The organism is Streptomyces flavidovirens DSM 40150 (genome assembly GCF_000429085.1).
Taxonomy (GTDB): domain Bacteria; phylum Actinomycetota; class Actinomycetes; order Streptomycetales; family Streptomycetaceae; genus Streptomyces; species Streptomyces flavidovirens.
The window spans coordinates 187,994-210,994 of the sequence record NZ_AUBE01000007.1 but is presented as its reverse complement, the minus strand read 5'-3'; the positions used below and the strand labels follow the sequence as shown (position 1 = coordinate 210,994).

Sequence of the window (23,001 nt, the reverse complement as noted above, 5' to 3'; positions counted from 1 at the left end):
CCCCGTCTTCCCGCAGTGAACCCGGAGGCTTCCCATGCGCCCGTCCAGAGGCGTCCCGCTCGTCGCCGCACTTCTCATGGCGCTGACCACCATCGGCTCCGCGGGCGCCGAGGCCCGTGCCCCCGAGGCCGGGCCTTGCGCTCGGCAGCACCGGCCCGCCGTGCCGGGGGCGGTACATCAACGCGTGGCCTGTCTGCCCGACTTGACCACCGCGGGGCTGGCGGGCACCGCGTACACCGACATGGCCGACCAGGTGGGGCTGTCCGCGAAGGGTACGAAGAACCCCTCCGGTGTGCCGGGCGCACAGATCGACGGCTACTTCCCCGACGATTCGCGCTTCAACACCACTCACGGGTGGCGGCACGACGCTCAGTTCGTCATCCGGATGCCCGCTCGCTGGAACGGCGGTCTGGTCGTCACGGGTGCGCCCGGTACCCGCAGGCAGTACGCGACCGATGCCCTCATCTCCGACCACGTGCTGGCTCAGGGGTACGCGTACGCGGCGACCGACAAGGGGAACAGCGGCCCCGACTTCTACCGGGACGGCAGAAGGCCCGGTGACGCGGTGGCGGAGTGGAACCGGCGTACCACGGAACTGACACGCGCGGCACGCAGGACCGTCGCGCAGTGGTACGGGCACGCGCCCCGGCGTACCTATATGACGGGCATCTCCAACGGCGGCTATCTGACGCGCTGGCAGTTGGAGAACCATCCCGCGCTCTACGACGGCGGGGTGGACTGGGAGGGCGCCCTGTGGACCGCCGAGGGCGGTGGCCTCCTCGGCTCCCTGCCGGTCACGGTGGCCCGCAGCCTCGGCCGGGCCACGGACGATGATCTCCTGAAGGCCGGTTTCGCGCCGGGTTCGCAGTTCCTGTGGCCGTACCACGAGAAGGCGTACTGGGGCCTGACGCAGAAGATCTACCGCGCGGAGTTCGACCCGTCGTACGACCCGGCCTGTCCGGGGCCCTCGGCCGGTGCGACGCTGCCGGAGATCCTCGCGCCCTGTGCGTCGGACGCGGAGTACGGCTACGCCGCGCGCCCGGAGTCCGTACACCGCGCGGTCGGGCGGGTCGCGCTGACGGGACGGATCGGCAAGCCGCTGATCACGCTGCACGGTGACCTGGACACGCTGCTGCCGATCGCCACGGACTCCGACGTGTACGAGCGGATGGTGACCGAGCGGGGCCGCTCCCGGCTGCACCGCTACTACACCGTCGAGGGCGGCACGCATGTCGACTCGCTCTACGACACGTATCCGGAGCGGTTGCGGCCGGTCCTGCCCTGTTACCGCTCCGCGTTCACGGCGCTCGTGGCGTGGGTGGCGGACGGCAGCGCTCCGCCCGCGGACCGGACGGTCGGCAGGCCCGCGGGCGGTGCGGATGTGGTCAACTCCTGCGCGCTGAGCTGAGCGGGCTCAGACGCGGTCCAGGGGGCGGTGCGGTTCCGCCGGCAGGACGGCCTCGATCCGGTCGCCGGGCCGTACCGTACCGCCCACCTTGACGACGCTCATGACCCCGGCCTTGCGCACGATGTTGCCCTCCGCGTCGCGGCCTACGACCTGCTTCAGGAGACCGTCCTGGAAGGCATCGATCTGCAGGCACGGGTTGCGCAGGCCGGTGACCTCGACGACCGCTTCCGCACCGATGTGCAGCAGGGTGCCTTCGGGGAGTCCGAGCAGGTCGATTCCGCTGGTGGTGATGTTCTCGCCGAGCTGGCCGGGCTCGACCGTGAAGCCCTCCTGGAGCAGCTCGCCGAACAGCTCCTCGTGTATGAGGTGGACCTGGCGCAGATTCGGCTGGGTGGGGTCCTGCGCGACGCGGGAACGGTGCTTGACCGTCGTCCCCGCGTGCACGTCGCCTTCCACGCCGAGCCCTGCCAGCAGCGTGATGCTGTCGCGGTTGGGCTTGGTGAACGAGTACTCGCCGTTGCTGCTGACCGCCGTTACGGTGCCGCCCATGTACGGAACTCCCCTCGACCGCGCTGGTACTTGATCCTTCCAGGACCCTATCCCGGCACGGTTCCGGGCCCGGTCAGCGGCCGATCTCCTTGCGTGTGACCCGGCGCAGCCTGCGGCGCTGCGAGTTGTCCAGCAGCAGGTACGCCGCGACGGGCACACCGATCATGACGAGCAGGGCGGGCCAGAACCCGACCAGCCAGATCAGGGCGATGCCCACCACCACACCACCGGTGGCCACCTTCGCGCTCTTCGACATCTCCGACGCCTCCTTCGCGGCTGTTGCCGCTTTCATGCTCCGGTAACGTGCGCGCCCGCGCCACAGTTCCGCCGGATGACGGCTCCCGCACTGCGAAGACCGCCGGGCGTCCTTAGTCTTTGTTCACGGTCTTTGTTCACGGAAGAGCCCTGCTCACGGAAAAGTCTTTGTTCACGGAAGTGCGTGTTCGCGGAGCGTTCCGAACCCGGAGGAGCCCCCATGCCCGAGCTGTTCATCGGTGGCACATGGACCGCCGCCGCCGACGGGCAGGTCCGCGAGATCCGCTGCCCCGCCGACGGCACCCTGGTGGCGACCGTCGACGAAGCAGGCCCGAAGGACGTCTCGGCGGCGATCGCCGCGGCCCGTGACGCCTTCGACCGCGGCCCCTGGCCGACGGCCCCGGCCGACGAGCGCGGGCAGCTGCTGCTGCGCGTCGCCGACCTGCTGGAACGCGACAAGGACGCGTTCGCGCGAGCCGAATCCCTGGACACCGGGAAGCGGCTCGTCGAGAGCGAGTACGACATGGACGACATCGCCCACTGTTTCCGCTACTTCGGCAACCTGACGGCCTCCGGCGGCTCCGACCGGATCGTCGACACCGGCAACACGGACGTGGACAGCAGAGTCGTGCACGAACCGGTCGGCGTCTGCGCGCTGATCACCCCATGGAACTATCCGCTGCTGCAGACCGCCTGGAAAGTCGCTCCGGCGATCGGGGCGGGCAACACGTTCGTGCTCAAGCCCAGCGAGCTGACCCCCCACACCGCCATCATGCTGATGAAGCTGCTGGCCGAGGCCGGGCTGCCCGACGGAGTCGCCAACCTCGTCCTGGGCGCCGGACCGACCGCGGGTGCGCCCCTGAGCGAGGACCCGCGCGTCGACATGGTGTCGTTCACCGGCGGGCTCGTCACCGGACGCCGCATCATGGCCGCCGCCGCGCCGACGGTGAAGAAGATCGCCCTGGAGCTGGGCGGCAAGAACCCGAACATCGTCTTCGCCGACGCGGACTTCGAGGCCGCCGTCGACTACGCCCTGATGGCCATCTTCCTGCACTCCGGACAGGTCTGTTCGGCCGGGGCGCGGCTGCTGGTCCAGGACGACCTGCACGACGCGTTCGTCGACGAATTGGTGCGGCGCGCGCGGGCGATCCCGCTCGGTGGCCCCTTCGACGAGAACGCCCGCAGCGGACCGCTGATCTCCGCGGCGCACCGCGACAAGGTCGAGGCCTACGTGACGGCAGGGCTTGCCGAGGGCGCGGTACTGCGCTGCGGCGGCGCCCGGCCCGACGACCCGGCCCTTCAGGACGGCTTCTACTACCTGCCGACCGTGCTGGACGACTGCACTGCCGGGATGTCGGTGGTACGGGACGAGTCGTTCGGCCCGGTACTCACCGTCGAACGGTTCCGCGACGAGGCCGAGGCCGTCGCGCTCGCCAACGGCACCTTCTACGGGCTGACCGGCGCGGTCTGGACCGGGGATGTGGCGCGGGGGCAGCGGGTGGCGTCACGGGTGCGGGCCGGGACCGTATGGATCAATGACTTCCACCCGTACGTCCCCCAGGCCGAATGGGGCGGAATGAAGCAGTCCGGCTTCGGCCGCGAGCTCGGCCCCGCCGGTCTGGCCGAGTACCAGGAGGCCAAGCACATCTGGCGCAATCTCGCGCCGAGTCCGCTGAGGTGGTTCGAGTGAGTACGGACACCAGCGGAAGGGGACCGGAGGACTCCGGACCGCAAGCCCCTGCCCGGACCCAGACCCAGCACGACGACGACGCCCTGGGCGAGCTCGGCTACCGCCCGGAACTCAAGCGCACCCTCGGCAACTTCCACACCTTCGCCGCCGGGGTCAGTTACATCTCGATCCTCACCGGCACCTTCCAGCTCTTCTACTTCGGCGTGACCTTCGGCGGTCCCGCCTACTGGTGGTCCTGGCCGATGGTCTTCGCCGGGCAGCTTATGGTGGCCCTGTGCTTCTGCGAGCTCGCCGCCCGCTATCCGGTCGCGGGCTCGGTCTACAACTGGGCCAAGACCATGGGCGGCCCGCACATCGGCTGGCTCGGCGGCTGGATGATGATGACGGCCACCATGGTCACGCTCTCCGCCGTGGCACTCGCGTACCAGATCACGCTGCCGCAGATCGACGACTGGTTCCAGTTCGTCGGTGACGGCAGCGGCAGGACCGACGCGGCCGCCAACGCCGTACTCCTCGGCTCGGTGCTCGTCCTCTTCTCCACCCTGGTCAACGCGTTCGGCGTCAAGCTCATGGCCCGGATCAACTCCGCCGGGGTGTTCATCGAGCTGATCGCCGCCGTCGCCTTGATCATCTTCCTCGCGGCGCACATCACCCGCGGACCCAGCAGCGTCCTGACGCAGACGTACGGACTCGGCAGCGGCCAGAACCTGGGCTATTTCGGCGCCTTTCTGACCGCCTCGCTGGCTTCCGCGTATGTCATGTACGGCTTCGACACGGCGTCGTCACTCGGCGAGGAGTCCCACAACCCGGGCCGCAACGCACCCCACGCCATCCTGCGGGCCCTCGTCGCGTCCTTCCTCATCGGCGGGTTCATCCTGCTCTTCGCCCTGATGGCCGTACCCGACCTGGCGGCGAAGGAGCTGTCCACGGGCGGTCTGCAGTACGTCGTACTGGAGACCCTCGGCTCGACCATCGGCGAGATCTTCCTCTGGGCGGTGGTCGTCGCGATCACGGTCTGCGTGCTGGCCGTGCATGCCGCCGGTATCCGGCTGATGTTCGCCATGGCACGGGACAACAACCTGCCGGCGGGTTCACGGCTCGCCAGGGTCAGTCCCCGGTTCCAGACGCCCGTGGTGCCCGCCGTCCTGATCGGCTTCGTGGCGGTCGTCATCCTGGTGATCAACATCAACCAGCCACAGATCTTCTCGGTGATCACCAGCATCGCGATCATCATGATCTACGTGGCTTACCTCATGGTCACCGTACCCATGCTGCTCAAGCGGCTGCGCGGCGGATGGCGGCCCGCGGAAGGCAACTTCTCGCTCGGCCGGTTCGGCCTGCCGGTCAACGTCCTTGCCGTGCTGTGGGGCACCGCCATGTCGGTCAACCTCGCCTGGCCGCGCGCGGAGGTGTACAACGCGACGGGGCCGCAGCACTGGTACCTGCGGTGGGGAGCGTTCCTCTTCATCGGGATCGTCGCGCTCGGCGGCTTCGCCTACTACTGGTTCGTACAGCGGCACAAGACGGGCGTGCTCGACGAGCACCGCTTCGAGGCCGCGGACACCACCGCGCCACCGTCGGCCGCCCCCTGACCGCCGATCCGCCGATTAGCCGATCCGCCGATCCACTGATCCTGGAGACGCAATGCCCTCAGCAAGCCCCCTGCCCGAGTACGACTATGTCGTCGTCGGAGGCGGTACCGCAGGCGCCGTCGTCGCCGCGCGGCTGACCGAGGACCCGGACGTGACCGTCTGCGTCGTGGAGGCCGGGCCTTCGGACGTCGGCGACGACAACATCCTGCGGCTCGACCGGTGGATGGCCCTGCTGGATTCCGGTTACGACTGGGACTACCCGGTGGAACCTCAGGAGAACGGCAACAGCTTCATGCGGCACGCCCGCGCCAAGGTGCTCGGCGGCTGTTCCTCGCACAACTCCTGCATCGCTTTCTGGGCACCGGCCGAGGACCTCGACGAGTGGGGCGCGCTGGGCTGTACGGGCTGGAGTGCCGCGGAGTGCTTCCCCCTCTACCAGCGCCTGGAGACCAACGACGCGCCCGGTGACCACCACGGCCGCTCGGGCCCTGTGACCATCCGTACCGTTGCGCCGAAGGACCCGTGTGGCGCGGCTCTGCTCGAAGCCTGTGTGGCAGCCGGCATTCCCATCATGCCGTTCAACACCGGTAAGACCGTGGTGCGCGGCGCCCACTGGTTCCAGATCAACTCCCGCCCGGACGGGACCCGTTCGTCCGCCTCGGTCTCGTACCTCCACCCGGTCCTCGGGAAGCGGCCGAACCTGGAGGTACGTACGGGGCTGCAGGCCAGGCGCCTCCTGTTCGACGACGGCGACGGCGACGGCAACGGTGACGGCGACGGTCGCGGTCACACCGGCCGGCGGTGCACGGGCGTGGAGTACCTGCAGCCCGACACCATTCACACCGGGGCGGTCGGGGCCCGCCGTGAGGTGATCGTGGCCTGCGGCGCCATCGACTCACCGAAGCTGCTGATGCTCTCCGGTATCGGGCCCGCCGAGCACCTGCGGGACTGCGGCGTCGACGTACGGGTGGACTCCCCCGGCGTCGGCTCCCATCTCCAGGACCACCCGGAGGGCGTGATCATGTGGGAGGCGAAGCAGCCCATGGTCACCTCCTCCACCCAGTGGTGGGAGATCGGCATCTTCGTGGACACCGAACCGGGCCTGGATCGGCCGGACTTGATGTTCCATTACGGCTCGGTGCCGTTCGACCTGAACACCTACCGGCGCGGCTATCCGACGACGGACAACGCCTTCTGCCTGACGCCGAACGTCACCCGGGCGCGCTCGCAGGGGACGGTCCGGCTGCGCAGCCGCGACTACCGGGACAAGCCGAAGGTCGACCCGCGCTACTTCACCCACGAGCACGACATCCGCGTGATGACGTACGGGCTGCGGCTCGCCCGCGAGATCACCGCCCAGGCGCCGATGGCGGACTGGACGGGTACCGAGCTCGCGCCCGGCCCGGACGCCGCGACCGACGAGGAGCTGTTCGCGTACATCCGCGAGACGCACAACACCGTATACCACCCGGCGGGCACCGTACGGATGGGCGCGGCGGACGACGCCGGCTCGCCGCTCGACCCGCAGTTGCGGGTCAAGGGCGTCAGGGGGCTGCGGGTGGCGGACGCGTCCGTGATGCCGTTCCTGACGACGGCCAACCCGTGCATCACCACGATGATGATCGGCGAGAAGTGCGCCGACATGATCAAGGCGGCCAGGGGGTCCTCCCTCGCGGGCTGATTCCCCCATGGGTCACCCGTAGGCGTCCGTGCTGGTGAAATCGCCGTGCAGCGTGGCCTTTTCGCCGTTCGTCCGCGCTGTCGCGGACGCGCTGAACGTATCGCCTCCCGCGTCCCGGCCGCCCTCCGCGTGGTTGTACTGCCCGGCGAAGACATGCTGTCCGGCGGGGACCGTACGGCCGGCCTTGAGTGACCAGCGGAAGACAAGGGCGCCGTTCTCCTCGCGTACGGAGACGGTGAAGTCGCCGGCCGGCAGAGAGCGCCAACTACCGGTGTCGGCGACTCCGCCTGTCTGGGTGACGCTCAGTTCGACCGTGAGCGCGGTGAGGGGCTGTCGCGTCTTCACCCTTACGTTGCTCTGTGCCCAGTAGCGATTGCTGTGCGGGTCCACCAAGCCGTCGGCCCGCAGGTAGGCGTCCTCGGCCCGGTCGGCGCCGGTCGCCGGCGGGGCCGGGGTCCGGGCCGGGGGCGGTGGGGCGACGGAGTGCGTGGGCCTCTCGTCCCGCGTCGCGGAAGCCACCGCGTAGCCGCCGGCCACCAGCAGCCCCGTCACGGCGGCCGTCGCGCCCGTGATGCGGAGCCAGGACGCCGAGGCCCCGGCGTGGCGGTCCGGCGGGCCGGGCCGGCGCGGTGTCATGGCGCGCTCCACCCTGGCGAGCATGCGCGCGCGGTCGGGCCGGTGCGCCTCGGCCGCTTCGCGCAGTTGCCGGCGGAGCTCGTCCATCAGTACCTCTCTCCCACGAGTTCCGCGGCGGTATCGCTGCCCAGCAGCTTCTCCAGTTGCGCCACGCCCCTCGACGTCTGGCTCTTCACCGTACCGACCGAGATGCCGAGAGCCAGCGCCGTGTCCCGCTCGGAGAGGTCGAAGGCGTGGCGGAGCACCACGCAGGCGCGTTTGCGGAACGGCAGTGTGCGCAGCGCCTGCTGGACGTCGACGACCGCCGGTATGTCCGGGCCGTCCGTGTACTCGACGCGATGCGGCCAGCAGAGCGCGACCCGGCGGCGTTCCCGTACGGCGCTGCGGATCCGGCTGCGCGCGAGGTTGGCGACGACACCCCGTGCGTACGCCGCGGGGTGATCGGCGGCACGTACCCGGTCCCAGCGGTGCCAGAGCGCGACCAGCGCGTCGGCCGCCAGGTCGTCGGCCGCGTCGGCGTCCCCCGTCAGGAGGTGAGCGAGGCGGGCGAGTCCGGCGTGGTGCCGCTCGAAGAAGTCATGGAACTCCACGGCGGCATCCGGCGCACCTGCGTCCACGGGTGTCCTCCCCTGCCCTGCGGTAAGTGTTCGCTGGCGAGTACGTATTTGTTTGGTGCCCTGTTTAATTGTGCGCCGGTTTCTCTGGTCCGGAGACGCGGCGTCACGTAATTTGTTCGTCGCACGACCAAAATGGTGCCGGAGAACGGCAGCTGTCCTGCCTCGCCTGATCCCACAAGGAACCACTGTGAAGTTCACCGACGGCTTCTGGCTCATGCGCGAAGGCGTGCACGCCTCATACGCCACCGAAGTCCGCGATCTGCATGTCAGTCCCGACCACGTCACCGCGTACGCCGCCGTCAGACGCGTCGAGCACCGCGGCGCCACGCTCAACACCCCGCTCATCACGGTCGAGTGCTTCTCGCCGGCCGAGGGTGTCATCGGCGTACGCGCCACCCATCACGCGGGGAAGGCCCACCGCGGGCCCGACTTCGAGCTGCCCGGCGCGGACGCGGGCACCGCCGCCACCACCCGGCGGGACGGCACGGTCACCGAGCTGACGAGCGGGCCGCTGACTCTGCGGCTCGACACGGCGCGGCCATGGGGGCCGGTTTTCCTCGACGGGCAGGGGCGCAGGCTCACCGGCGTCGAGACCAAAGGCACCGCGTTCGCGACGACACCGGACGGCGGGCACCACATGGTCGCCCAACTCGCCCTGGGGGTGGGCGAGAACATCTACGGCCTCGGGGAGCGTTTCACCCCGTACCTGAGGAACGGCCAGAGCCTCGATCTCTGGCAGGCCGACGGCGGAACGAGCAGCGAACAGGCGTACAAGAACGTCCCGTTCTACCTGTCCTCACGCGGTTACGGCGTCTTCGTCAACCATCCCGGCAAGGTCTCCTTCGAGGTCGGCTCGGAGTCGGTCGGGCAGGTGCAGTTCAGCGTCGAGGACCAGTCGCTGGAGTACTACGTCGTCGCGGGGCCCACACCCAAGGACGTTCTCTCCCGCTACACCGCCCTGACCGGCCGGCCCGCGCTGCCGCCCGCCTGGTCGTTCGGGCTGTGGCTGACCACTTCCTTCTGCACGGCGTACGACGAGGAGACGGTCACGTCGTTCGTGGACGGCATGGCGGAGCGGGACATCCCGCTGTCCGTCTTCCACTTCGACTGCTTCTGGATGCGCGAATACCAGTGGTCGGACTTCCAGTGGGACCCCGAGGTCTTCCCGGATCCGGACGGCATGCTGGCCCGGCTCAAGGAGCGGGGACTGCGGATCAGCATGTGGATCAACCCGTACATCGCGCAGAAATCCACACTGTTCGCGGAGGGGGCCGAGGCCGGCTATCTGGTGCGGCGGGCCAACGGCGACATCTGGCAGTGGGACCTGTGGCAACCCGGCATGGCGCTGGTCGACTTCACCAACCCGGCCGCCCGCGAGTGGTACGCGGGCAAGTTGCGGGCGCTGCTCGACCAGGGCGTGGACTGCTTCAAGACGGACTTCGGCGAGCGCGTGCCGACAGATGTGGTGTGGAAAGACGGCTCCGACCCCGAGCGGATGCACAACTACTACACACACCTCTACAACCGGACGGTCTTCGAACTCCTGGAGAAGGAGCGCGGCGGCGGCGAAGCGGTGCTCTTCGCGCGCTCGGCGACCGCGGGCGGGCAGCAGTTCCCGGTGCACTGGGGCGGCGACTGCTTCGCCTCCTTCAACGCGATGGCCGAGTCGCTGCGCGGCGGTCTGTCGCTCAGCCTGTCCGGCTTCGGCTTCTGGAGCCACGACATCGGCGGCTTCGAGGGAACGCCCGACCCGGACGTCTTCAAGCGCTGGCTCGCCTTCGGGCTGCTGTCCTCGCACAGCAGGCTGCATGGGAATGTGTCGTACCGGGTGCCGTGGGCGTTCGGCGAGGAAGCGGTGGATGTAGCGCGGCGGTTCACGCTGCTCAAGCACCGGCTGATGCCGTATCTGTACGGGGCGGCTGTTGAGGCGCATCGGACGGGCGTGCCCGTGATGCGGCCGATGCTGCTGGAGTTTCCGGACGATCCGGCGTGCCGGCCGCTGGACCGGCAGTACATGCTCGGGCCGGATCTGCTGGTCGCGCCGGTCTTCAGCGCGGACGGATCGGTCGAGTACTACGTTCCGTCCGGTACGTGGACGCATCTGCTGACCGGTGAGACGGTCACCGGTCCGGTGTGGCGGCAGGAGACGTACGGCTTCGACAGCCTGCCGCTCTTCGTGCGGCCGGGGGCGGTGCTGCCGCTGGGCGCGGACGACCAGCGGCCGGACGGGGACTGGCTGGAGGGGCTGACCCTGCGGCTGTACGCCCCGCCGGCCTCGCTGGAGTGCGTGGTGACGGTGCCGGACCAGACGGGTGCGGATGCGGCGGCGTTCCGGATCGTGCGCGAGGGTGACCGCGTGCGGGCCACGGCGCAGGGGTCGGCACGGCCGTTCCGGGTGGAGTGGGGCGACTCGGCAGCGGAGGGCTCGGGCGAGGTGACGCTGCGGGTGGGGTGAGGCGGCTGGTGGGGTGAGGCGGGCGCGGGGGTGACGGCGGGCGCCGGCGTCACGGCGGGCGCGGGCGTCACGGCGGGCGCGGGCGTCACGGCGGGCGCGGGCGTCACGGCGGGCGCGGGCGTCACGGCGGGCGCCTGCGGCGCCTTTCCCCCACCGCCCGTTCCCGTGACCGGGACTCCACCCCGGTCCCCGCTCCTCGAACGCCCGAGGAGCTGGACGGTGCCGCGCCATCCAGCCCGTCGGGCGCCAGGCCGCGAAGTTGATCTCGGTCAGGCGGATCGGGCCGCGCAGTTCCGCCCGGATCTCCTGGAGCCCGGACACCTCGATCGCGGCGCGCAGTACCTCGTACGCGTACGGGCCGCCGGGCGCCGCCGCTGAGACCGTCACCGAGACCTCCGCCGCACCAGCGCCGAAGCCGCAGCCCCGGAAGACGAGTTCGCCGGTACAGCTCCCGGCCACCGGGGCCACCGCGTCACCCGACACCTTCGACCGATCCGCGCTTCGCGGGAACGGCGGCTGGTGTGCGGTCACGTCTGCGGTCAGGTCTGCGGTCACGTGCGGTTCTCTTGCGAGGGAGGAGCGGGTTATTCGAAGCGCTTCGATGCTCTTGTTCGTGGAGCTTGTGTGTCAATACGCGTACAAGCAATGCCCAATGTTGCCTTCAACCCTTGTGCGCTCCCGAGCGTTCACTTAACCTCGCAGCAACATCGAAGCGCTTCGACGGTTCTGGCGATACGCCAGTTTCACTTCAGCCACTGCAGCCGACCGGCGGCCTTCCGCCGGGTGTCCTGGCGCGCCATGAAGGGTTGACGCAATGACGCCGAACTCCCCCTCCACCCCGAGCCGCAGAAGCTTCCTCGCCTCCACGGCGGTCGCCGCGGCAGCGGTGGCAGGCGGCTTTCCGCTGCTCGCCGCCTGCGGCGGGCCCGCGCAGGGCGGCAAGGAAGGTGCGACCGGGGGCAAGGCGCTCAAAGCCATCCTCCCGAAGTACGTACCAACGAACCTGTCCGACCCGGACATACCGGGCGTCAACGGCTCCAGCGCCGGCTACACCAAGCTGCCCGACCCCTTGGCGACCTCGGTCAAGGGGACGCCCGGCAAGGGCGGCACCTTCAAGGCCATGACCCCCATCTGGGGAACCGTGCCCAAGAAGGACAACGCCTACTACACCGCCGTGAACAAGGCCCTTGGCGCCACTGTCCGGTTCGACCCGCAGGACGGCAACACCTACCAGGAGAAGATCGGCGCCGTACTCGCGGGGTCCGACATCGCGGACATCGTCACGATCCCCGGCTGGAACATGCAGGGCCAGATCCGCAACGCGGTCGTCAGCAAGTTCGCCGACCTGGGGCCGTATCTCTCCGGCGACAAGGTCGAGAAGTACCCGAACCTCGCCAACATCCCCACCGGGGCCTGGCAGATGTCCGTCTTCGGCGGCAAGCTGCGCGGACTGCCGATGCCCTCGCCGGTCATCGGCAACGCGATCTTCTATCGGAAGGACCTCCTCGACGGGCTCGGTGCGACGCTGCCCACCAGCGCCGATGAACTGCTCGCCTTCGGCAGGGAGTACACCGACGCCAGGAGGAAACGGTGGGCCTTCGACGATCTGTGGGTCTGTATCCAGAAGATGTTCGGCCTCCTGCCCGACGCCCCCCACTACTGGCAGCTCGACGGCGACAAGCTTGTGCACAAGATTGAGACCGCCGAGTACCGGGAAGCCCTCGCCTTCGCCCGCAAGCTGCACGACGCGAGGGTGGTCCACCCCGACGCAGAGGCCAACAAGGACGCCGACGCCAAGATCCGGTTCACCGGCGGCGGCACGCTGATGTACAACGACGGCACCGGTAGCTGGCACGGCCTGGCCTCGGAACAGGCCAAGGCCAACCCCGAGTTCGACATGCGCGCGCTGGACCTCTTCAGCGCCGACGGCGGCAAGCCGGTCCTCTACCAGGACCCGCCGGCCGGGGTTTTCTCCTTCATCAACAAGGACCTGCCGAAGGAGCGGATCGAGGAGCTGCTGGCCCTGGTCGACTACATCGCGGCCCCGTACGGCACCAAGGAGTTCCAGCTCATCAACTTCGGCGTCGAAGGCACCCACTACACCACGAAGGACGGGGTCCCGGTCCGCACCGACCGTGGCATCCAGGAGGCCCAGCCCGCCACGTACCTGTTCTTCGCCTCCCCGCCGCACGTCATCGCGTACCCCGACTTCCCCGAGGTGGTGAAGGAGTACGCGGGCTGGATGGCCCGGCAGGCCCCCCACGTCAGGAAACCGCTCTTCTTCGGCATGCAGATCGTCGAGCCGCAGCGCTACGCCTCCCTCTACACGCCCTTCGACGACCTGCAGAAGGACATCCGGCGCGGCCGGAAGAAGGTCAGCGACATCGAGGAGGCCGTGAACACGTGGAAGAAGAGCGGCGGCGACGAACTGCGCAAGTGGTACGCCGACATCCTGGAGAAGCAGGGCTCCGGCAGGTGAAGGATCTGGAACTCGCCCGTGGCATCACCCGCCGCCAGAGGTTCCTGCGGGACCGGACGCTGCTCCTGATGACCTTGCCGGCCGTCGTGCTGCTGCTTGTCTTCAACTACGTGCCGCTGCTGGGCAACGTGGTCGCGTTCCAGGAGTACGACCCGTACGGCGCGGGCATCACCGGCAGCCCGTTCGTGGGGACGTACAACTTCGAACGGCTCTTCCTGGACAACCGGTTCTGGGAAGTACTGGTGAACACCCTGGTGATCTTCTTCACCCAGCTCGTGCTCTTCTTCCCCCTCCCCATCGCGCTCGCCCTGCTGCTCAACAGCGTGCTCAACGACCGGGTCAGAGCCTGGGTGCAGGGCATCATCTACCTCCCCCACTTCTTCTCCTGGGTACTGGTCGTCACCGTCTTCCAGCAGATGCTGGGTGGCGCCGGACTCATCGCGCAGCAGTTGCGCGAGCGGGGCATCGGGGGTTTCGACCTGATGACCGATCCTGGGTTCTTCAAGTTCCTGCTCACCGCCCAGTCGGTGTGGAAGGACGCCGGGTGGGGAGTGATCGTATTCCTGGCGGCACTCGCCGCCGTCAACAGTGAGCTGTACGAGGCGGCGGCCGTGGACGGGGCCGGGCGCTGGCGCCGCATGTGGCACGTGACGCTGCCCGCGCTGCGGCCGGTGATCGCCCTGCTGCTGGTGCTGCGCGTCGGCAGCGCCCTCAACCTCGACTTCGAGCAGATCCTGCTCCAGCGTGATCAGGTCGGGCCCGGTGCGGCGGAGGTACTGGACACGTACATCTGGTGGACGGGCGTCAGGACCGGTGACTTCGGCTACGCGACCGCCGCCGGAATCTTCAAGGGTGTGTTCAGCGTGCTCATGGTGCTGCTGGCCAACAAGGTCGCCCACATGCTGGGTGAGCAGGGGGTGTACTCGAAACGATGACCGCCGTACTCATGGATCCGCAGGGCGTGCGGGAAACCCCGCTGCAGCGAATAGACCGCACCGGCCGGCGCCCGGTGTGGGAGGAGGAGCCGACGAGGATCGGGCAGGGTCTGAAGGGTGTGTCGCTCGTCGCGATCTGCCTGGTCGTGCTCGGGCCGCTGTGGGTCGTCCTCGTCACCAGCCTGTCGGACAAGAAGACCATCACGGAGGCCGGCGGTCTCGTCGTCTGGCCCGGCACCATCACCTTCGAGGCGTACGAGGCCCTGCTGAGCGGTGGCGCGGTGACCCGCGCGGCGCTGGTCAGCGTCGGGCTCACCGTGGTCGGCACCCTCTTCAGCATGGCCGTGTCCGTACTGTGCGCGTACGGTCTGTCCAGAGGCAATTCCTTCGGTCACCGGCCGCTGCTGATGCTGCTGATGGTCACCATGTTCTTCGGCGCGGGGCTCATCCCGACGTATCTGCTGGTCACCGGAATCGGGCTCCAGGACAGCTACTGGTCGATGATCCTGCCGAGCGCGATCAGCGTCTTCAACATCCTGGTGCTGCGCGCCTTCTTCATGGGCACTGCTCCCGAGCTGATCGAGAGCGCCCGCATCGACGGCGCCGGGGAGTGGCGCATCCTGCTCACGATCGTCATGCCGCTGTCCCGCGCGGTCGTCGCGGTGATCTCCCTCTTCTACGCCGTCGGCTACTGGAGCCAGTGGTTCAACGCCATGCTCTACATCCAGGACAGCGACAAGTACCCGCTCCAGATGATCCTGCGTCAGCTCGTGCTGCAGCACCAGGTACCGCCGGGCGCCATGGGTCAGGCGGTCAGCAGCGGGGCACTCAGCAGTCTGGCCGTACAGATGGCCGTGATGATCCTGGCGCTGATCCCCGTCGCCGTGATGTCGCCGTTCGTCCAGAAGCACTTCCGAAAGGGCATGCTGATCGGCGCCGTCAAGGGCTGACCGCCAGCCCCACAGACTCCCGTCGGATCCGCATCCCCGGTCCTCGCCGACCGCGGCGCCGACGACGAGCGCGCCCTCGCCGCGAGGGCGCGGCATCCCCCCACCCATGGAAGGGACACCATGGCACGACGCACCCTGCGTCCCGGCGGCCGGCGGGCCAACGAGGTCTTCTCGTTCCTGCGTACGTCGGACTCCTCGGCCGGCACGGTGAACATCCTGCCCGTCCTGCGCTGGATCAAGGACGTCAAGGGCTGGTGGGGCAACGAGACCATCGGTGACGTGCAGTTCGGTTACGAGATCACCTCGGTCTCCGGTGGCCTCGACTTCAGGACGAACGCGTTCTCCGTCAAGAGCGGCTGACCGGCGGTACCTGAGCCGGGTCCCCGGTCACGGCCGGGGGCCCGTGCTTTCGCGCACGGTGAGCTCGGGCGCCAGCAGCACGACCTCGTCGGAGCCGCGTCCCTCGATCTTGGCAACGACCTGCTCGACCGCGTACCGTCCCAGCTCCTGGGCGGGGACGGCGACGGCGGTGAGCGGCACCGAGGCGTGCGCGGCCACCTGGTCGGGACAGATGGCCATCACCGATACGTCCTCGGGCACGGCCCGGCGCTGCTGGCGCAGCAGCGCCAGCAGCGGATCGGTGGCCGCCTCGTTCTGTACGACGAAGGCCGTGGTGCCGGGGCGTTCCTCCTGGACCCGGGCGAGGGTCGCGGCGACAGCGGCGTAACTGCCCTCGCAGGGGCGGTGGAGCAGCCGCACACCGAGTTCCCTGCCGCGCTCGCGCAGGCCGGCGAGCGTGCGCTCGGCGAAGCCGGTGTGCCTTTCGTAGACCGCCGGCGCCTCGCCGATGACGGCGATGTCGCGGTGACCGAGCCCGGCCAGATGTTCCACGCACAGGGCGCCCGCCGCGGCGAAGTCGAGGTCCACACAGCTCACCCGTGAGGGGTCGGCGGGCAGTCCGATGAGCACGGCGGGGCGGCCGGTCTCGCGCAGCAGCGGCAGCCGGTCGTCGTGCAGTTCGACGTCCATCAGGATCATCGCGTCGGCCAGTGCGCTGCCCTCGATCCTGCGCACGGTGGCCGGGCCTTCCTCGCCGGTGAGCAGCAGTACGTCGTATCCATGGGCGCGTGCGGTGGTCGCCACCGAGATGGCGATCTCCATCATCACCGGCACGTACATGTCGGTGCGCAGTGGCACCATGAGCGCGAGGATGTTGGACTTGCTGCTGGCGAGCGCGCGGGCGCCCGCGTTGGGGTGGTAGCCGAGCTGGTCGATGCTGCGCTCCACCCGTTCCCTGGTGGAGGCGGAGATGGACCGCTTGCCGCTGAGGACGTAACTCACCGTGCTGGCGGAGACTCCGGCATGCTGAGCGACATCGGCGAGGGTGACCATTCTGCTCTCCAAGGCTGGCAAGGTGAAGCGCTTCGACAGTGTGGGGCTTCGAGCGTAATCCCAGGGCTGTCACATGTCCATAGGCTCGTCGAAGCGCTTCGACGGCACAGTACCGGATTACCGACGCGGCTGGGGGCGGCAACCTTTCCGTAACCCTGCGGCAACTGGAATGCGGCGCTTCCCCCCACCCGCAGGAGCAGTCCATGACACCACCAGCAGGACACCAGCGCAGCCCCCGGCGCAGACCCCCCACCCGCACCCGCGTATCCGTCAGCGCGCTCCTGGCCGCAGTGCTCTCGGCGGCCGGCCTGGTCTCGCTGTCCTCGACGGAGGCGGGCGCCGCCGGGCCCGCCCGCCAGGTCGAGGCACTCGACCGGGGAGTGGTCAGCGTTCACAACGGCAGTGGCAATCTGGTCAGCTGGCGCTGGCTGGGCACCGACCCGGACAACGTCTCGTTCAACGTCTACCGCGCCGGTACGAAGGTCAACTCCACACCGGTGACGGGCTCGACGAACTACTTCCACGCCGGAGCCCCCAACTCCGCCGACTACACGGTGCGCGCGGTCGTGAACGGCGTGGAGCAGGGTGACTCCGTACATGCCGTGCAGTTCCGTGCCGGCTACAAGGACGTACGGATCTCCCCGCCGCCCGGAGGCCGGACGCCGGACGGGGTGGCGTACACCTACGAGGCCAACGACACGAGCGTCGGCGACCTCGACGGGGACGGCGCGCTCGACTTCGTGCTCAAGTGGCAGCCGACCAACGCCAAGGACAACTCGCAGTCCGGCTACACCGGCAACACCATCGTCGACGGCGTCAAGCTGGACGGCACCCGGCTGTGGCGGATCGACCTCGGCCGCAACATCCGATCGGGCGCGCACTACACACAGTTCCAGGTGTACGACTACGACGGCGACGGCAAGGCCGAAGTGGCCATGAAGACCGCCGACGGGACCGTCGACGGCCGCGGCACGACGATCGGCTCCGCGAGCGCGGACCATCGCAACAGCGGCGGCTACATCCTCTCCGGGCCCGAGTACCTGACCATGTTCAACGGCCAGACCGGTGCGGCGATGGGTACGGTCGGCTATGTCCCGGCCCGTGGGACGGTCTCGTCCTGGGGCGACTCGTACGGGAACCGGGTGGACCGTTTCCTCGCGGGGACGGCGTACCTGGACGGCACCCGGCCGTCGCTGATCATGGCGCGCGGCTACTACACGCGGTCCGTGATCGCGGCCTGGGACTGGCGGGGCGGGCGGTTCACGCGGCGCTGGACCTTCGACTCCAGCGCGTCGACCAACGCGGGCAGGGGCTACGACGGGCAGGGCAACCACAGCCTGTCCATCGCGGACGTGGACGCCGACGGCAAGGACGAGGTCGTCTACGGGGCGATGACCGTCGACGACAACGGGAACGGCCTGTGGACGACGAAGCTCGGCCATGGCGACGCCGGGCATGTCGGCGATCTGAACCCGTCCCGCGCCGGGCTGGAGTACTTCAAGGTGTCCGAGGACAGCTCCAAGCCCAGCTCCTGGATGGCCGACGCCCGTACCGGACAGGTCCTGTGGCAGACCGCGTCGGGCGGCGACAACGGCCGTGGTGTCTCCGCCGACGTCTACGCGGGGTCGGCCGGCGCCGAGTCCTGGTCGGCGTCGGACACCACACTGCGGTCCGCCACCGGCGGCTCGCTCGGCCGCGAGCCGTCCAGCATCAACTTCGTCAACTGGTGGGACGGCGACACCACCCGCGAGCTCCTCGACGGCACCCGTATCGACAAGTACGGCACGGGCGGTGAGACGCGGCTGCTGACGGGCTCTTCGGTCTCGTCCAACAACGGCAGCAAGGCCACCCCCGCACTCTCCGGCGACATCATCGGCGACTGGCGCGAGGAGGTGGTCTGGCGTACGGCGGACAACACGGCGCTGCGGATCTACTCCACCCCGCACCGGACCAGCACGCGGATCACCACGCTGCTGCACGACCCGATGTACCGCACCGGCCTGGCCTGGCAGAACACGGCGTACAACCAGCCCCCGCACACCAGCTTCTTCATCGGCGGCGGCATGCCCACAGCGCCGCGGCCGTCCGTCTACACCCCGTGATGCCCCATCAGATTCCGCTCGGAGAGGAAACCCCCCATGAATTCCCAGCACAAGAAGAGGTCCATAGGACGTGTGAGCGCCGTGGCGCTGACCGTCGGCGTCCTGGGCATCACCACCCTGGCGCCCACCGCCTCCGCCGCGACCTGGCCGACACCCAACGGCAGCCAGGCGGTGCCCAAGACCATCCCCGTCTCCGGCGTCAGGGACGGCGGCCTCAAGAAGTACTACGGATCCGGTGAGCTGGCCGGCGACGGCCAGGAGGAGGGCCAGGACCCGATCTTCGAGCTCGCCGACGGGGCGACGCTGAAGAACGTCATCATCGGCGCGCCCGGCGCGGACGGCATCCACTGCAAGGGCAGCTGCACGCTGCAGAACGTCTGGTGGGAGGACGTCGGCGAGGACGCCGCCACCTTCAGGGGCGGGAACTCCGCCGTCTACACGGTGTACGGCGGCGGCGCGAAGAAGGCCGCGGACAAGGTCTTCCAGCACAACGGCGGTGGCAAGCTGGTCGTCTCGAAGTTCGCCGTCCAGGACTTCAAGACCCTCTACCGCTCGTGCGGCAACTGCTCGACCCAGTACAAGCGCACCTCGATCTTCGACAACATCGAGGTGACCTACCCGGGCTCGCGCCTCGTCGGCATCAACACCAACTACGGCGACACCGCGGCGCTGCGCAACATCACGATAGTCGGCGACAGTGGCAGGAAGATCGTGCCGTGCCAGAAGTACATCGGGAACAACACGGGAGCCGAGCCGAAGGAGAACGGGTCGGGCCCGGACGGCACCCACTGCAACTACACGTCCTCGAACATCGTCTACAGGTGACGGACCAGAAGAACTGAGAGGGCGGCGGAATCGGCCGGCAGCCGATTCCGCCGCCCTTCCGCGTTTACGGCATCCGGTCCCCCACCAGAGCCAGGTTCTCGATCGCGGCGAGTCCGTACAGCGCGGTGTCGTTGGTGTAGACCCAGTTCGCCTCGCTGCCCGGCACGAGCGTGACGGGCCCGCTCACCTTCTCCGTTCTCCAGGGCGACGACTCCTTGTAGCCGTCGCTGTTGTAGAACTTCTCCCACGCCCGCTTGGCCAGCTTCGCATCGCCCGTCTGGACGGCCGCGTACGCGTCGAGGCGCGAGTGTCCCTGGAAGAGGATGAGCGAGCCGAAGTGGGTGCCGTAGCGGGCCGCCTGTTCGGCCTTGGTGGCGTTGAAGTAGCGGCAGTAGTCCAGATACGCCGCCTTGAACTCCGGCATGTCGATCAGATCGATCAGCTCGGCGCACAGTTCGTTCAGCCCGAAGACCGCCGACAGATGTGACACGCCGACCTTGGCCGCCTTCGCGACGGCGAACCGGCCCGTGTCCAGGTCGTACAGGCCGCTTCCCTGTACGAAGCCGTTGGGCTGGGCGGGGATGGTCTCCATGGTGGACAGCACGCGGGCTTTGGCCTTGTCGGCCTTGGGGCCGCCGCGCTCCCATTCCGTGAGCCACGCCGATACGAGTCCGCTCCAGTCGGTGCCGAAACCGATGGACAGGGCGTGCCGGTCGGGCGTGTACGGCTCGGTGCGGATCTTGCGGATCGGGTCGAGGGCGAGGAAGGTCTCGTCGGAGTCGACGTTGGCGTGCATGAGGTCGCCGGTGCGTTCGTCGGCGGTGAGGAAGTAGTAGAAGCGCCGGTAGGTGGTGTTGGCGATGCGCTGCTGCTTGGCGCTGTCGGCGTAGTGCTGGATGCCGTGCCGGGTGCCCAGGCCCGCCCAGGTGCCGAGGTGGTAGACGTCGACCTCGCCGGTGTGGCGGGTCATGGCCTCGGCGAAGCGGAAGATGTCGGCGCGGCCGGAGCGCAGGTAGGCGTACCAGAGCCAGAGGTCGGGCGAGAGCTCGGAGTTGTCCCAGGCGTAGCCGCCGACGTCGTAGCGCCACTGGTGGCGGGCCGGGTCGTAGCTGTGCATGATGTCGCCGTAGTCCCAGAAGCCGTACCAGCGCCGCATCTCGACCTGGTCCTGGTAGTAGGTGAAGAGGAAGTCCAGGTGGTCCTCGATCTTCGCCTTGGCGGGCACGGAGCGGTCGGGCTCGGAGAAGAGGCCGCCGAAGACCTTGGCCTTGACGAGCTGCCTGGGCGGGGCGGCGAGCTGGGGCGGGGTGCGGACGGCCGTCACTTCCTCCGCCAGGGTTCCGGCGTCCGGCGTGGACTCGTGGGCCCAGAAGAGGAGTTCGCTGGTACGGGCGATGCCGTACGGGGTGCCGAAGCCGGGCTCGTAGTCCTCGTAGGTGATGTTGAGGCCTTCGAGCTGTTCGGCGTACGTGTCCTGCCCCAGGCCGTCGTGGTAGAAGCGCAGGTCCATGGGCGGGGCCTCCGGCGACCAGAGCCAGAGCGTGACCTCGGCCTCGTCGGTGTGAGCGCCGCGGATGTCGAGTCCGGCGGGGTGCTTCTCCCAGAAGTCGCGCAGCCCGAAGGAGAGTCCGCCGCTCGCCCCGCCGACGTATCCGAAGCCTGATGCCCGGCGTCCGCCGCCGGCCGGGATCCAGCCGTGGCCCTTCTTGGTGCGCTTGCGCAGGGTGAAGCCGTCGGCGGAGAGCTGGCTGAGGGTGTAGTCGCCCCAGGTGGGGATGAGGTGGAGGCGGCTGGTGACGCGCTGGTCCCAGGTGGCCGGGTCGGGCAGCTTCCTGCCCTCGAACTGTGCGGCCTGGACAGCGGCTCCCGGGTCGCGGCGCAGGCCCGTGACGCCCTTGACGGCTTCGCGCAGCAGGCCCGTGCCGTCGCCGCCGATGCGGATGTGCCGGTCGTACGCCTCGTCGCGCATCGGCACGGTGAAGCGGACGCCGAGGCCGCGGATGAAGTCGCCGCTCGCCTTGCCGGGCTCCTGGGCGCCGTCGTACGTGATGGTGTGCACCATGCGGAACGACTCGGCGCCCGCGTAGAAGTACAGCCGGACGGAGAAGGGCAGCCAGGCGCGGTTGCCGCGGCGGTGTTTGCCGTCGATGCGGACGACGGCACGGACCGGCCCGTCCTGTTCCACCTCGGCCTCGGCTATCGCGCTCTCGAAGCGTTCGTACTTCGCGTTTCCCTGGTCGCCGTCCTCCATCTCGCCCTGGCGCAGGAGGACGAGACGGCCGTTCTTCGCGATCTCGGTGGCGCCGCGGGTGACGGACCTGACGAGCGCGGAACCGCTCTTGCCGATCTTCGCGGTGATGACGCCCGTGGAGACGTCGATGGTCCCGCCGCTGCTGGAGACGGTGACTTTACGGGCGGGCGCGGCCGGGGCCCCGGCGCTGAGGGTGAAGGAGGCGGCGGTCGTCTCGGAGCCGATGGCGTGCGCGGTCCACTTCAGCGAGCCGTCGGGCCAGTGGGCCAGCGGCCAGGACTGGACGGGTACGGCCTTGCCGTCGGCGGTGGTCAGGGCGAACGTCTGGTCCTTGTCGTACGCGCCCTTCGGCCAGGGCACACCGAGAGTGGAACCGGGCGCGGCTCCGAGACCCGCTTCCTCCAGCCAGCTCAGGGTCACCGGGTCCGCGTCGGCGGTTTCGGCTCTTCGAGGTGCGGCGGCCCGGGCGTTCGTGGCGCCGAGCGCCGAGCTGAACTGGGCGGCGGCGCCGGCCGCCGCTGCCGCCTTGAGGAGGGACCTGCGGGGGATCGGAGACATCGTTGTGCCCTTCCGGTTGCGTAAGGCGATGTGGGTGAGAGAGAAGAGGGCGGGGCTCAGCGGGAGACGTACCGCTGCTCCACGGCGATTGCCGCCGCCGTGACCGCGCCGAGCACGGGAACCGCCAGCGGCGCCGCGAACCAGGCGGAGGCGGCGACGACCGCGAAGCCGCAGACGATCAGCAGCGATCCGGCGGGGTCGAGGACCGTACGCCGTCCCGCCGCCCCCAGCAGGACGCGCCAGGACGCGCCGGGCTCCCAGCCGGCGGCCGCCCGCAGCCCCGCGACCGCGCAGCCGGTGAACGCGAGGATGCCCACCGCGGCGACAAGGGCGCCGCCGGGGAGGCCGGCCCGTACAGCCGCGAGGTCCAGCCACAGCAGCCAGGCGGCCGCCCATCCGGCCAGGCCGACGGCCCAGCCCCGGCGGGCGGCCGCACGGAAGTCGGCGGCGAACTCCCGCCACCCGGCGGTCTCCTGGCCGGACAGGTGGCGCCGCAGGTGCCGGGAGCCGGCGGCGAGCGCGGCGGGTCCGGTCACCAGCGGAAGCGAGCAGAGCGCGATCCACACGCCGGTGAGCAGACACTCGGCGAAGACCCCGAAACGCTCGTGGAAGCGGGTCGCCATCGC

18 protein-coding genes and 1 pseudogene are annotated in these 23,001 nt (G+C 69.4%); 12 read left to right on the top strand and 7 right to left on the bottom strand.

Annotated features, from left to right (window positions below; genetic code table 11):
- The first annotated feature begins 34 nt into the window (after window positions 1-34).
- Window positions 35-1,408, top strand: a complete 1,374-nt coding sequence (locus tag G412_RS0114055; RefSeq protein ID WP_028812656.1) for a tannase/feruloyl esterase family alpha/beta hydrolase — start codon at window positions 35-37, stop codon at window positions 1,406-1,408.
- Window positions 1,409-1,414: 6 nt separating this feature from the next.
- On the opposite strand, the gene G412_RS0114050 is transcribed toward G412_RS0114055, so the two are convergent.
- A complete protein-coding gene (locus G412_RS0114050; RefSeq protein ID WP_028812655.1) occupies window positions 1,415-1,957 on the bottom strand; it encodes an MOSC domain-containing protein in 543 nt (180 codons plus the stop codon).
- A 73-nt stretch (window positions 1,958-2,030) separates the two neighbouring features.
- On the bottom strand, window positions 2,031-2,213 hold the full coding sequence (locus G412_RS0114045) for a hypothetical protein (protein WP_028812654.1): 183 nt from the start codon (window positions 2,211-2,213) through the stop codon (window positions 2,031-2,033).
- A gap of 219 nt (window positions 2,214-2,432) precedes the next feature.
- Between G412_RS0114045 and G412_RS0114040 the strand changes: the two genes are divergently transcribed.
- From G412_RS0114040 to G412_RS0114030, 3 genes are read left to right on the top strand one after another with little or no spacing between them, the layout of a single operon-like run.
- Complete coding sequence (locus G412_RS0114040) at window positions 2,433-3,902, top strand: aldehyde dehydrogenase family protein (RefSeq protein WP_028812653.1); 1,470 nt, start codon at window positions 2,433-2,435, stop codon at window positions 3,900-3,902.
- Window positions 3,890-5,494, top strand: a complete 1,605-nt coding sequence (locus G412_RS34360) for an APC family permease (RefSeq protein WP_037648766.1) — start codon at window positions 3,890-3,892, stop codon at window positions 5,492-5,494. Before G412_RS0114040 ends, G412_RS34360 begins: the two co-directional genes overlap by 13 nt.
- 52 nt (window positions 5,495-5,546) lie before the next feature.
- The gene (locus G412_RS0114030) at window positions 5,547-7,175 is read left to right on the top strand and encodes a GMC family oxidoreductase (protein WP_028812652.1); all 1,629 of its coding nucleotides are present in this window, start codon (window positions 5,547-5,549) and stop codon (window positions 7,173-7,175) included.
- 12 nt (window positions 7,176-7,187) lie between these two features.
- Here the strand turns inward: G412_RS0114030 and G412_RS0114025 are convergent, their stop codons facing one another.
- Together G412_RS0114025 and G412_RS0114020 are read right to left on the bottom strand one after the other, a co-directional pair.
- Window positions 7,188-7,898, bottom strand: coding sequence for a hypothetical protein (locus G412_RS0114025; RefSeq protein WP_028812651.1), 711 nt, complete (start codon window positions 7,896-7,898; stop codon window positions 7,188-7,190).
- A complete protein-coding gene (locus G412_RS0114020) occupies window positions 7,898-8,428 on the bottom strand; it encodes a SigE family RNA polymerase sigma factor (RefSeq protein ID WP_028812650.1) in 531 nt (176 codons plus the stop codon). The genes G412_RS0114025 and G412_RS0114020 overlap by 1 nt, the downstream gene beginning before the upstream one ends.
- Before the next feature lie 187 nt (window positions 8,429-8,615).
- On the opposite strand from G412_RS0114020, the gene yicI reads away from it, so the two are divergent.
- The 6 genes and pseudogenes from yicI to G412_RS0113995 form a co-directional block, all read left to right on the top strand.
- A complete protein-coding gene (gene yicI / locus G412_RS0114015) occupies window positions 8,616-10,883 on the top strand; it encodes an alpha-xylosidase (RefSeq protein WP_028812649.1) in 2,268 nt (755 codons plus the stop codon).
- 30 nt (window positions 10,884-10,913) lie between these two features.
- The gene (locus G412_RS38010) at window positions 10,914-11,261 is read left to right on the top strand and encodes a hypothetical protein (protein WP_078606959.1); all 348 of its coding nucleotides are present in this window, start codon (window positions 10,914-10,916) and stop codon (window positions 11,259-11,261) included.
- A 436-nt stretch (window positions 11,262-11,697) separates the two neighbouring features.
- Complete coding sequence (locus G412_RS0114010) at window positions 11,698-13,362, top strand: extracellular solute-binding protein (protein WP_028812648.1); 1,665 nt, start codon at window positions 11,698-11,700, stop codon at window positions 13,360-13,362.
- Window positions 13,359-14,297: an ABC transporter permease gene (locus G412_RS34355; protein WP_244282956.1), complete on the top strand. Its 939-nt coding sequence runs from the start codon at window positions 13,359-13,361 to the stop codon at window positions 14,295-14,297. Before G412_RS0114010 ends, G412_RS34355 begins: the two co-directional genes overlap by 4 nt.
- Window positions 14,294-15,247 (top strand): carbohydrate ABC transporter permease, encoded by a 954-nt coding sequence (locus G412_RS0114000; RefSeq protein WP_028812647.1) that lies wholly within the window; start codon window positions 14,294-14,296, stop codon window positions 15,245-15,247. The genes G412_RS34355 and G412_RS0114000 overlap by 4 nt, the downstream gene beginning before the upstream one ends.
- A gap of 144 nt (window positions 15,248-15,391) precedes the next feature.
- A pseudogene (locus G412_RS0113995) lies at window positions 15,392-15,607 on the top strand (hypothetical protein); the annotation flags it as partial.
- A gap of 27 nt (window positions 15,608-15,634) precedes the next feature.
- Here G412_RS0113995 and G412_RS0113990 read toward each other — a convergent pair.
- On the bottom strand, window positions 15,635-16,639 hold the full coding sequence (locus G412_RS0113990) for a LacI family DNA-binding transcriptional regulator (RefSeq protein ID WP_028812645.1): 1,005 nt from the start codon (window positions 16,637-16,639) through the stop codon (window positions 15,635-15,637).
- A 203-nt stretch (window positions 16,640-16,842) separates the two neighbouring features.
- On the opposite strand from G412_RS0113990, the gene G412_RS0113985 reads away from it, so the two are divergent.
- Window positions 16,843-18,741, top strand: a complete 1,899-nt coding sequence (locus G412_RS0113985) for a rhamnogalacturonan lyase (RefSeq protein WP_028812644.1) — start codon at window positions 16,843-16,845, stop codon at window positions 18,739-18,741.
- A gap of 36 nt (window positions 18,742-18,777) precedes the next feature.
- A complete protein-coding gene (locus G412_RS0113980) occupies window positions 18,778-19,566 on the top strand; it encodes a pectate lyase (protein ID WP_028812643.1) in 789 nt (262 codons plus the stop codon).
- 64 nt (window positions 19,567-19,630) lie between these two features.
- On the opposite strand, the gene G412_RS0113975 is transcribed toward G412_RS0113980, so the two are convergent.
- Window positions 19,631-22,375: an exo-rhamnogalacturonan lyase family protein gene (locus G412_RS0113975; protein WP_028812642.1), complete on the bottom strand. Its 2,745-nt coding sequence runs from the start codon at window positions 22,373-22,375 to the stop codon at window positions 19,631-19,633.
- Between the two features lie 56 nt (window positions 22,376-22,431).
- On the bottom strand, window positions 22,432-22,998 hold the full coding sequence (locus G412_RS0113970) for a hypothetical protein (RefSeq protein ID WP_028812641.1): 567 nt from the start codon (window positions 22,996-22,998) through the stop codon (window positions 22,432-22,434).
- Between the last annotated feature and the right edge of the window lie 3 nt (window positions 22,999-23,001).

What these genes read in the sequence shown, in the direction of transcription:
- G412_RS0114055 (WP_028812656.1), top strand. Translation starts at nt 35, where the DNA reads ATGCGCCCGTCCAGAGGCGTCCCGCTCGTCGCCGCACTTCTCATGGCG.
- G412_RS0114050 (WP_028812655.1), bottom strand. Translation starts at nt 1,957, where the DNA reads ATGGGCGGCACCGTAACGGCGGTCAGCAGCAACGGCGAGTACTCGTTC.
- G412_RS0114045 (WP_028812654.1), bottom strand. Translation starts at nt 2,213, where the DNA reads ATGTCGAAGAGCGCGAAGGTGGCCACCGGTGGTGTGGTGGTGGGCATC.
- G412_RS0114040 (WP_028812653.1), top strand. Translation starts at nt 2,433, where the DNA reads ATGCCCGAGCTGTTCATCGGTGGCACATGGACCGCCGCCGCCGACGGG.
- G412_RS0114030 (WP_028812652.1), top strand. Translation starts at nt 5,547, where the DNA reads ATGCCCTCAGCAAGCCCCCTGCCCGAGTACGACTATGTCGTCGTCGGA.
- G412_RS0114025 (WP_028812651.1), bottom strand. Translation starts at nt 7,898, where the DNA reads ATGGACGAGCTCCGCCGGCAACTGCGCGAAGCGGCCGAGGCGCACCGG.
- G412_RS0114010 (WP_028812648.1), top strand. Translation starts at nt 11,698, where the DNA reads ATGACGCCGAACTCCCCCTCCACCCCGAGCCGCAGAAGCTTCCTCGCC.
- G412_RS0114000 (WP_028812647.1), top strand. Translation starts at nt 14,294, where the DNA reads ATGACCGCCGTACTCATGGATCCGCAGGGCGTGCGGGAAACCCCGCTG.
- G412_RS0113990 (WP_028812645.1), bottom strand. Translation starts at nt 16,639, where the DNA reads ATGGTCACCCTCGCCGATGTCGCTCAGCATGCCGGAGTCTCCGCCAGC.
- G412_RS0113985 (WP_028812644.1), top strand. Translation starts at nt 16,843, where the DNA reads ATGACACCACCAGCAGGACACCAGCGCAGCCCCCGGCGCAGACCCCCC.
- G412_RS0113980 (WP_028812643.1), top strand. Translation starts at nt 18,778, where the DNA reads ATGAATTCCCAGCACAAGAAGAGGTCCATAGGACGTGTGAGCGCCGTG.
- G412_RS0113975 (WP_028812642.1), bottom strand. Translation starts at nt 22,375, where the DNA reads ATGTCTCCGATCCCCCGCAGGTCCCTCCTCAAGGCGGCAGCGGCGGCC.
- G412_RS0113970 (WP_028812641.1), bottom strand. Translation starts at nt 22,998, where the DNA reads ATGGCGACCCGCTTCCACGAGCGTTTCGGGGTCTTCGCCGAGTGTCTG.